The organism is Streptomyces humi, from assembly GCF_001005085.2.
GTDB lineage: Bacteria > Actinomycetota > Actinomycetes > Streptomycetales > Streptomycetaceae > Streptomyces > Streptomyces humi.
Window position 1 is genome coordinate 1 of the sequence record NZ_LBMU02000187.1, and the last position, 368, is coordinate 368.

General features: G+C 68.5%; 1 pseudogene. It reads left to right on the forward strand.

Features of this window, described 5'->3' with window-relative positions:
- Positions 1 to 368: pseudogene (locus tag AAW13_RS43805) on the forward strand (M4 family metallopeptidase); the annotation flags it as partial.

Here is a 368-nt window from a genome sequence, read left to right on the forward strand (position 1 = left end):
CTTCAACAACAAGCACACCATCAAGGTCGCCTCCGTCAGCCCGGCCGTCACCAAGGCGGCGGCCGCGACCAAGGCGCTCACGGCGGCCAAGGCCCTCGACGCCACCAAGGCCACCACCGACAGCGCCCGCAAGGTGATCTGGGCCGGCACCGGCACCCCGAAACTCGCCTGGGAGACCGTGGTCGGCGGGTTCCAGGACGACGGCACGCCGAGCCAGCTGCACGTCATCACGGACGCGACGACCGGCAAGGAGCTGTACCGCTACCAGGCGGTCAAGTCCGGTACCGGCAACACCCAGTACAGCGGCACGGTGTCCCTGTCGACCACACTGTCCGGTTCGACGTACCAGCTGTACGACACCACGCGCG